Origin of the sequence: Actinophytocola sp. (assembly GCF_009379765.1) — a bacterium.
Lineage (GTDB): Bacteria > Actinomycetota > Actinomycetes > Mycobacteriales > Pseudonocardiaceae > Actinophytocola.
The window spans coordinates 1-9,095 of sequence record NZ_WHTD01000244.1; the positions used below are offsets into that span (position 1 = coordinate 1).

Sequence of the window (9,095 nt, forward strand, 5' to 3'; positions counted from 1 at the left end):
CGACGGGCACGACACGATCTCCAGCTTGCGCGGCCGAAGGTTCAGCGACTGCAGGATCTGCGTGCCGACCTTCACCTCCTCGACCGGCGGCGCGGACAGCGACACCCGGATCGTGTCGCCGATGCCCTGACGGAGCAGGGCCCCGAAGGCCACCGCGGACTTGATCGTGCCCTGGAACGCCGGGCCGGCCTCGGTGACGCCGAGGTGCGGCGGGTAGTCGCACTGCTCGGCGAGGATCTCGTAGGCGCGCACCATGACCACCGGGTCGTTGTGCTTGACCGAGATCTTGATGTCGTGGAAGTCGTGCTCGGCGAACAGCGACGCCTCCCACAGCGCCGACTCGGCCAGCGCCTCGGGCGTGGCCTTGCCGTACTTGGCGAGCAGCCGCGGGTCGAGCGAGCCGGCGTTGACGCCGATCCGGATCGGGGTGCCGTGGTCGCGCGCGGCCGCGGCGATCTCCTTCACCTTGTCGTCGAACTTCTTGATGTTGCCCGGGTTCACCCGGACCGCCTTGCAGCCGGCCTCGATGGCGGCGAACACGTACCTCGGCTGGAAGTGGATGTCGGCGATCACCGGGATCTGCGACTTCGAGGCGATGGCCGGCAGCGCCTCGGCGTCGTCCTGGGACGGGCAGGCCACCCGCACGATGTCGCAGCCGGCCGCGGTGAGCTCGGCGATCTGCTGCAACGTGGCGTTGACATCCGCGGTGACCGTGGTCGTCATCGACTGCACCGAGATGGGGTGCTCGCTGCCGACCCCGACACCGCCGACCATCAGCTGCCTGGTCATGCGGCGCTCCGCCAGCACGGGCGGCGGAGTCGCGGGCATGCCCAGCATGATGCCTTCGGTCACGACAACAGCTTACTGGGGTATTCGGATCGGGTTCACGATGTCGGCTGTGACGGTCAACAACACGACCGCGCCACCGATGAGGACGAACACCATCGTCACGGCCGACAACTTGGAGTAGTCGACCGGACCACCCGCCGGCTTGCCCCGCAGCGACCGCAGCCAGTCCCGGATCTTCTCGTAGAACAGGACCGCGATGTGCCCGCCGTCCAGCGGCAGCAGCGGCAGCAGGTTGAACACGCCGATGAAGAAGTTCAGCGTGGCGAGCAGCAGCAGGAACATCACCCACAGGCCGCGCTCCACCGCGTCGCCGCCGATGATGCTGGCGCCGACCACGCTGACCGGGGTCTCCGGGTCCCGCTCCCCGCCCCCGATCGCCTCGATGACCTTCGGGATCTTCTCCGGGAACGCCAGCAGACCGTTCCACACGCCGACGAACATGTCGCCGGTGAAGCTCGCCGCGCCGCCGAACGCGTCGAGCGCGCCGTAGGTGTTCATCGCCGGCGGCAGCGCGACGGACACCCCGATCGCGCCGGCCTTGCCACCGTCGGCGCCGGTCACCTGGGCCACGTCGACGGTCAGGGTGAGCGTCTCGCTCCCCCGCCGGACCACGAACTCCGCCGGCCCGGACAGGCCCTCGACCTTGCCGACCATGTCCTCCCAGGTCGGCGTCGGCGTCCCGTCGACCGACTGGACGACGTCGCCGGGGCGCAGGCCGGCGTCCTTGGCGGGCGCGGCCGCTCCGGACTCGCAGCCGTCGCTCGACGTGGCGCCCTTGTCCACCACGCAGTCGTTGACCGTGCCGACCTCGGGCCGCACCGTGTTCACGTCGAAGCTCAGGTTCGGCAGGCCCATCGTGACCGCCATCAGGTAGAGGATGACGAAGCCGACGATGAAGTGCGTGACCGAGCCGGCCACCATCACGACGAAGCGCTTCCACGTGGCGTAACGCCACATCGCCCGCGGCGCCTCCTCGGGCGTCACCTCGTCGAGGGCGGTCATGCCGGCGATGTCGCAGAAGCCGCCGGCCGGGATGGCCTTCAGGCCGTACTCGGTGTCGCCACGGCGAAACGACCAGATCGTGGGGCCGAAGCCGACGAAGTAGCGGCGGACCCGCATCCCGAACATCTTGGCCGCGCCCATGTGGCCGGCCTCGTGCAGCGCGACGGATATGCAGATACCGAGCGCGAAAAGGATGATCCCCAGGATCCACGCGAGCACGTCGTCAGTCCTCTCCCTGCCCGGTGGTGCCGAGCTCAACCGTTGCCCCGAGCCGCTGCCTGGCCTGGGCTCGTGCCCAGCTCTCCGCGGCGAGTACCTCCTCGACCCCGGACGGCTCGGTGTGCCAGCCGTCCGCGTCGTCGAGCACTCGGTGCACAGTGTCCACAATGTCGGTGAAGGCCGTGTGTCCTTCCGCGAAGGCGGTGACCGCCTCCTCGTTGGCCGCGTTGTACACGGCGGGCAGGCAGCCACCCGCCTCGCCCGCCTGCCGGGCCAGCCGCACGGCCGGGAACGTCTCGTGGTCCAGCGGCTCGAACGTCCACGCGGTCGGCTCCGCGAACGTGGCGGACCGCGCGGCCCCGGGCACCCGGTCCGGCCAGCCCAGGGCCAGCGCGATCGGCAGCCGCATGTCCGGCGGGCTGGCCTGGGCGAGGGTGGAGCCGTCGGTGAAGGTGACCATCGAGTGGATCATCGACTGCGGGTGCACCACGACGTCGATCCGCTCGTAGGGCACGTCGAACAGCAGGTGCGCCTCGATGAGCTCGAGGCCCTTGTTGACCAGGGTGGCCGAGTTGATCGTGATGACCGGGCCCATGTCCCAGGTCGGGTGCGCCATCGCGGCGGCGACCGAGACATCGGCCAGGTCCGCGCGCCGCCGGCCGCGGAACGGGCCGCCCGACGCGGTGAGCACCAACCGCTCGACCTCCGCCGCGTGCCCGCCGCGCAGGCACTGCGCGATGGCGGAGTGCTCGGAGTCGACCGGCACGATCTGGCCAGGCCGCGCCGCCCGCAGCACCAGCGGACCGCCCGCGATCAGCGACTCCTTGTTGGCGAGTGCCAAGGTGGCGCCGGTGCCGAGCGCGCGCAGGGTCGGCTCGAGGCCGATGGAGCCGGTGATCGCGTTGAGCACGATGTCGGCCGGGGTGGTGTCGATGAGCTCGGCCACCGCGTCCGGGCCGGCGAGGATGCGCGGCATGCCGAACGCGCCCTGCTCGTAACCGCGCCGCTTGGCCTCGGCGTACAGCGCGAGCTGCACGTCCTCGGCGGCGGTCGAGCGGGAGACGGCGACCGACCCTGCGCCGGAGGCGATGGTCTGGGCCGCCAGGGTCGCCGGGTCGCTGCCGCCGGCCGCCACGCCGACCACGTCGAACCGGTCGGGGTTGGCCGCGAGGACGTCGAGGGCCTGGACGCCGACGGAGCCCGTGGAGCCGAGAACAAGAACGGTACGTCTGGTCATGTCGGCACCCATTCTTCCCGATCGGTCCGGGCCGCTCGCGCACGGTGCGGGAGCGGCGCTCCCGGGCCGCTCCCGCATGGTGCGCGGAGGGTGTCGGGGCGGTGTGGGAGCATGTGCGACAAGGATCAAGAGGTGCCGGGAGGGAACGTGGCTGGCTCACAGCTGGAGAAGCGGCCGAAGAACGCGGTCGACCCGCACGAGGAGCCGTCCGCTGAGTGGGGTTGGCACGGCCGGTTCCCGCGTGGCCGCGAGATCGGCGGCTGGATCTCCGCGATCGCGATGTTCCTGATGGCGTTCATCGGCAACCACGTGGCCGAGACCGAGCGGCTGTGGCTGCTCGGCATCGGCATCGCGCTGGTCGCGGCGCTGGTCGGCCACCGGGTCCGGCAGCGCACGTCCTGGCGGCGTTAGCGCTCTCATCTGGTGGGACGCGGGGAACAAACCGTGCGGGAGGTTTGCTGACCTGAGCTGACGACGACGTCAGTTCCTGGGTCCCCCTTCCGAAAGGCCGTTGATGGATCGCGCCACGCTGTCCCCGGCACGCCCCACCCCCGCACCGACGCCGTCCGACTCGCCGGAGCCGCCCACCGGGCTCGCCAGGGTGCGGGTCATCCTCGTGCTCGGGTCGCTGATCGCACTCGGCCCGCTCACGATCGACATGTACCTGCCGGCCCTGCCGGCCATCGCCGACGACCTCCTCACCACGTCCTCGGCGGTGCAGCTCACGCTCACCGGCACGCTGCTCGGGCTGGGGCTCGGCCAGCTGGTCATCGGCCCGCTGTCCGACGCCGTCGGCCGCAAGCGGCCGCTCATCCTCGGCACCGCGGTGCACGTCGTCGCGTCGCTGCTGTGCCTCGTCGCGCCGAACGTGGCGGTGCTCGGCGTGCTGCGGCTGCTGCAGGGCGTCGGCGCGGCGGCGGCCATGGTGGTGGCGCTGGCCGTGGTGCGCGACCTGTTCACCGGCCGCGCGGCGGCCACGGCCCTGTCCCGGCTGATGCTCGTGATGGGCGCGGCCCCGATCCTGGCCCCGACGATCGGCGCGGCGGTCCTGCTGACCGGTTCGTGGCGCGGGGTGTTCGCGGTGCTGGCGGTGCTCGGGGTGGCGCTGATGCTGGTGGCGATCTTCCTGCTGAAGGAGACGCTGCCGGTGTCGCGGCGCCGGACCGGCGCGCTCGGCCCGGTGCTGCGGACGTACCGGTCGCTGGTGACGGACCGTCAGTTCGTGGTGCTGGCGCTGGTGGCCGCGCTGGGAATGTCGGCGCTGTTCTCCTACGTGTCGGGTTCGTCGTTCGTGCTGCAGGACGGGTACGGCCTCAACCAGCAGCAGTTCGGCCTGGTGTTCGGCATCGGCGCGGTCGCGATCATCGGGGCGTCGCAGCTGAACGTGGTGCTGCTCAACCGGTACTCGCCGGAGCGGATCGTGTTCTACGCCCTAGCCGCGGCGGTGGTGTCGGGCCTGGTCCTGACCCTGCTCGCGGTGGCGGGCGGCGGCTTGGTCGGCTTCGTCATCCCGCTGTTCCTCCTGCTGGGCGCCATCGGTTTCGTACTCCCGAACGCGCCGGCGCTCGCCCTGTCCCGGCACGGCGAGGCGGCCGGCACGGCGGCGGCCCTGCTGGGCGCGGCCCAGTTCGGGCTGGGCGCGCTGATCGCTCCCCTGGTGGGCGTCTTCGGGAACGACGGCCCGGCCATGGCGGTCACGATGACCGCGGGCTCGGCCATCGCGTGGCTGGCCCTCGGCGCGACGGTCTGGCGGTCCCGCCGCTCCCCCGCCCCGGCCCTGGCCGACTGACCCGGATCTCCACGGTCCGCGGACCGTGGAGATCCGTCAGTGGTGGTACTCGTGCATGACCGCGTGGCCGCTGCCGCGGCCGATGAGCCACTTGTTCACCGGCACGGTCAGCACGAACGCGACCGCCAGGGAGAACGCGAGCGCGCCCCAGAACAGCCAGTCGGCAAGACCCGCGTCCATCGCGCCGGGAACCCCGACTATCACCGCGTTGTCGACGATCTCCATCACCGCGATCGACACGGTGTCGGCCGCGAGCGCCACCCGCAGCGCCCGCCGGAAGCCGACACCCGCGCGTAGCACGCCACGCATGGTCAGCGCGTAGCCGAAGACGAACGCCAGCGCGATCGCGAGCACGACGGTGGCGAGGGTGCCCCAGCCCAGCGCGGTGCCGATCACCATGCCGAGCACCTCGCCGATCGCACAGCCGGTGAGGCAGTGCAGCGTGGCCGACACGGCCATCCCCCAACCGGCCCCCGGCTTGTGTTCGGTCGACATCTCTCGACTCCTCTCCATACCCCTATGGGGTATCTGGTCGACCATAGCATGGGTGAGCGAGCGCGTGGGGACGGATGTGGCCGCGTTGCGCCGCCGGGTTCACCACGGCCTTCGGCGCGCACGGCGTCGCGGCCAGCCTCGGCGGACACTCCGACGACGCGGTGACCTCACTGCCGGTGCTCGGCGGGCTGCTGGCGCTCTACGACGGGGCGGAGGTGCTGCTCAACCCCGTGTTCGGCGCCATCGCCGACCGGGTCGGCGCGGGCACCGGCCTGATCACCCCACTCGGCTTCGCCGCGCTCGCCGCGTCCACTCGCCCGGAACGGCTCGGCCATACCGATGGGATCCGCCGAGCAGGGCCGCGAGCTTGGCGACGCTGGCGGCCGTCGCCACCGGGGCAGGCCTCGGCTACGGCTGTGCCGCGCTCGCCTTCCTCCTCGCCCTCGCGCAGGTCGTCATGCTCACCAGCCGTCGCCGCCGCACCACACCCGAGCGCCGCCCCTGACCCCGCGAGTCCCCGGTCCCCGGCGGACTCGCGGGGTCGCCACCCCTGAGGGCTGCCAGAACGGCCGCGGGTTGGAATACTCGGCAACGTGTCTCCCCTCGGCCTGCGCTTCGTCGGCCACTCCACCGTGCGGGTGGAGCTGGCCGGGCGGGTCGTGCTCACCGATCCCGTGCTCACCGACCGGGTCTCCGCGCTGACCCGCGTCACGTCCTCGAGCACACCGGCCGACCGCGCCGACGTCGACCTCGTCCTGCTGTCCCACCTGCACGGCGACCACGTGCACCTGCCGTCGCTGCGGCTGCTCGGCCAGCACGTGCGGGTCGTCGTCCCGCGCGGGGCCGGCGACTGGCTGCGGTCCAAGGGCGTCCGCAACGTCGACGAGCTCGCGCCCGGCGAGGAGCTCGTCGACGGCGACCTCCGCGTCACCGGGGTGCCGGCCGCGCACTCCGGCCACCGCTGGGGCCCGCGATCCACCCGCGGCCCGCAGGCCGAGGCGATGGGCCATCTCATCGAGGGCGCGGACACCACGGTCTATGCCGCCGGGGACACCGACCTCTTCCCGGAGATGGCCGGGTTCGGCGACATCGACGTCGCCCTGCTCCCGGTCTGGGGCTGGGGGCCGACGCTGGGTCCCGGCCACCTCACTCCGGCCCGCGCCGCCGAGGCGCTCGACCTGCTCCGGCCGCGCGTCGCCGTTCCCGTGCACTGGGGCACGCTCGCCCTCGCCGGCCTTCCCCGAGCCCCCGGCCGGCACGGCGCCCGCATGCGCCGCCTGCTCGTCGACCCGCCGCGCGAGTTCGCGGCCGAGGCCGCCGGCTCACCGACCCGCGTCGTCGTCACCCAGCCCGGCGAGGACGTCGCCCTCCCCGACCTCGCCCGCGGCACGCGCGGATGAACGTTCTGGACTGGACGGACCCGTCGGCCATCGGCTACCCGGTTCTCTTCGGCGGCGTGCTGCTTGGCTCGATCGTGCCCGTGGTGCCGACCGGCGCGATCGTGGGCGCCGCGGCGGCGGTCGCGACGACCACCGACCATCTCAACCTCGTGCTCGTCGTCCTGATCTCGACGGTCGCGGCGCTGATCGGCGACCTCGTGACGTTCGCCGCCGGGCGGGGTGGCCGGGGTCCCATGACCCGCTGGTTCGCGCGCCGGCAGTCCGAGGAGCGGCTCGCCTCCGCGCGGGACAGGTTCACCAAGCGCGGCTGGCAGCTCGTCGTGATCGGCCGGCTGGTGCCCGCGGGGCGCATCCCGGTGCTGCTCGCCGCTGGCGCCCTCGACTACCCGTGGCGGCGCCTGGTGCCGGCCGCCACGGGCGCGTGCCTGCTGTGGGCGGTGGCGTACGCGGCACTGGGCGTGCTGAGCGGCGGGCTCTTCGACAACCCGCTGATCGCGACGCTCATCGCGGCCCTGCTCGTCCTCGCGGTCACGCTGCTCACCACCTGGCTGTCGCGGCGCAGGGAACGGCGCAGGGAACGCGGCCGCGCGGAGACGGTCACCCGGACATGACCGAAACCGGACGGCTGCTGCGCGGCAGGCGCCTTGTCGCCCGCCTCGTGCTGGTGTGGGTGCTCGTCGCGGTCGCGCTGCACCTGCTCGACCTGTGGCTCGACGACTTCGCGATGCCGCGGTGGTGGCAGCCCACGGTGTTCGCCGCGATGTTCGGCGTGCTGAGCGCGGTGGTGTGGCCGCTGATCCTGCGGGTGGCGCTGCCGGTCGCGGTGTTCACCCTCGGCATCGGCTCGTTCCTGCTGCTCGGCGCCGGGATCCTGGGGATCTCCTTCGCCGTGCCGGGCGTGATGATCGCGAACCTGCGCACCGCGGTGGTCGTCGCGATCGTCATGTCGGCGGTGGCGGCGCTGGTCAGCAGCGCGCTCGCACTCGACGAGGACGAGGTGTTCTTCCGACGCGCGGCCCGGCGGTTCCGGCGGGGCGGGGGCGACGACGGGGACGAGCCGCCGGGCGTGCTGCTGCTGCAGATCGACGGGCTGGGCTACGACACCGCACGCCGCGCCGTCCGCGACGGCGACCTGCCGACGCTCGCGAGCTGGCTGGCCGAGGGCAGCCACGTGCTCACCGACTGGCACTGCGACTGGAGCTCGCAGACCGGCGCGAGCGTGTGCGGTCTGCTACACGGGTCCAACGACGACATCCTCGGCTTCCGTTGGTATGAAAAGGATCGTGACCACGTGATGGCCTGCGCGCACCCGGCGGACGCCGCGGAGATCGAGCGGCGGCACTCCGACGGCCGGGGGCTGCTCGCCGGCGGCGGCGCCGCGCGCGGCGGCCTGTTCACCGGCGACGCGGCCCACGCGAGCCTCACGATGAGCGCGGTGCCGCTGCTCACGCCGTCGAGCCCGCGCCGGCCCCGCACGCGCACCGGCGACGGGTACTACGCCTACTTCGCCAACCCGGTGAACGTGATGCGGACGTTCGGCGCCGCCCTCGTCGACGTCCTGCGCGAGATCTCGGCGTCCGTGCGCCAGCGCCGCGCCGGGGTGCGCCCGCGGGTCAAGCGGGGCGGGTTCTACCCGTTCGCGCGGGCCGGCACCACGGTCATCGCCAGGGATCTCGTCGTCTCGGCGATCATCGGCGACATGCTCGCCGGCCGGCCGGCCGTCTACGCGGACTTCCTCGGCTACGACGAGGTCGCCCACCACACCGGCATCGAGCGGTTCGACGCGCTGGCCGTCATCCGCGCCATCGACCAGCAGATCGGCCGGCTGCACCGGGCGGCCCAGCTCGCGCCGCGCCGGTACAAGCTCGTCGTCCTGTCCGACCACGGCGTCACCCAGGGCTGGGCTTTCAACGACCGGTTCGGCGAGTCCGTCGAGGCGCTCGTCGGCCGCCTGTGCGGGGCACCGCCGCGGCCGGACGGCCACTCGAAGGCCAAGCCGGTCACCGGATGGCAGTTCGGCGCGGCACTCGCCGGGACGGCCGGCGGCGGGCCGATCGCGCGGGCGCTGCGGGCCAGGGCCGCGCGGGCCGGCGCGACCGCCGAG

Annotated in this window: 10 protein-coding genes; 6 read left to right on the plus strand and 4 right to left on the minus strand. The window is 72.9% G+C overall.

Annotated features, from left to right (window positions below):
* The 3 genes from ispG to dxr all read right to left on the minus strand — a co-directional run.
* Positions 1 to 837: flavodoxin-dependent (E)-4-hydroxy-3-methylbut-2-enyl-diphosphate synthase (gene ispG / locus GEV28_RS40495; RefSeq protein WP_291419425.1), on the minus strand; the 837-nt coding region annotated here is incomplete at its 3' end.
* A 24-nt stretch (positions 838 to 861) separates the two neighbouring features.
* A complete protein-coding gene (locus GEV28_RS40500) occupies positions 862 to 2,070 on the minus strand; it encodes an RIP metalloprotease (protein ID WP_291419408.1) in 1,209 nt (402 codons plus the stop codon).
* 4 nt (positions 2,071 to 2,074) lie between these two features.
* Positions 2,075 to 3,307, minus strand: a complete 1,233-nt coding sequence (gene dxr / locus GEV28_RS40505; RefSeq protein ID WP_291419410.1) for a 1-deoxy-D-xylulose-5-phosphate reductoisomerase — start codon at positions 3,305 to 3,307, stop codon at positions 2,075 to 2,077.
* A 147-nt stretch (positions 3,308 to 3,454) separates the two neighbouring features.
* On the opposite strand from dxr, the gene GEV28_RS40510 reads away from it, so the two are divergent.
* Entirely contained in the window at positions 3,455 to 3,718 is a 264-nt protein-coding gene (locus GEV28_RS40510; protein ID WP_291419412.1) for a DUF2631 domain-containing protein, read from the plus strand.
* A 103-nt stretch (positions 3,719 to 3,821) separates the two neighbouring features.
* Positions 3,822 to 5,096: a multidrug effflux MFS transporter gene (locus GEV28_RS40515; RefSeq protein WP_291419414.1), complete on the plus strand. Its 1,275-nt coding sequence runs from the start codon at positions 3,822 to 3,824 to the stop codon at positions 5,094 to 5,096.
* A gap of 36 nt (positions 5,097 to 5,132) precedes the next feature.
* Here the strand turns inward: GEV28_RS40515 and GEV28_RS40520 are convergent, their stop codons facing one another.
* The gene (locus tag GEV28_RS40520) at positions 5,133 to 5,591 is read right to left on the minus strand and encodes a DUF4396 domain-containing protein (RefSeq protein WP_291419416.1); all 459 of its coding nucleotides are present in this window, start codon (positions 5,589 to 5,591) and stop codon (positions 5,133 to 5,135) included.
* 74 nt (positions 5,592 to 5,665) lie between these two features.
* Here GEV28_RS40520 and GEV28_RS40525 point away from each other — a divergent pair, with 74 nt between their 5' ends.
* The 4 genes from GEV28_RS40525 to GEV28_RS40540 all read left to right on the plus strand — a co-directional run.
* Entirely contained in the window at positions 5,666 to 6,145 is a 480-nt protein-coding gene (locus tag GEV28_RS40525) for a hypothetical protein (RefSeq protein WP_291419418.1), read from the plus strand.
* Positions 6,146 to 6,184: 39 nt separating this feature from the next.
* On the plus strand, positions 6,185 to 6,991 hold the full coding sequence (locus tag GEV28_RS40530) for an MBL fold metallo-hydrolase (protein ID WP_291419421.1): 807 nt from the start codon (positions 6,185 to 6,187) through the stop codon (positions 6,989 to 6,991).
* A gap of 5 nt (positions 6,992 to 6,996) precedes the next feature.
* A complete protein-coding gene (locus GEV28_RS40535) occupies positions 6,997 to 7,602 on the plus strand; it encodes a VTT domain-containing protein (protein WP_291419427.1) in 606 nt (201 codons plus the stop codon).
* The coding region (locus GEV28_RS40540) for a phage holin family protein (RefSeq protein WP_291419423.1) at positions 7,599 to 9,095 on the plus strand (1,497 nt) is incomplete at its 3' end. The genes GEV28_RS40535 and GEV28_RS40540, both read left to right, overlap by 4 nt.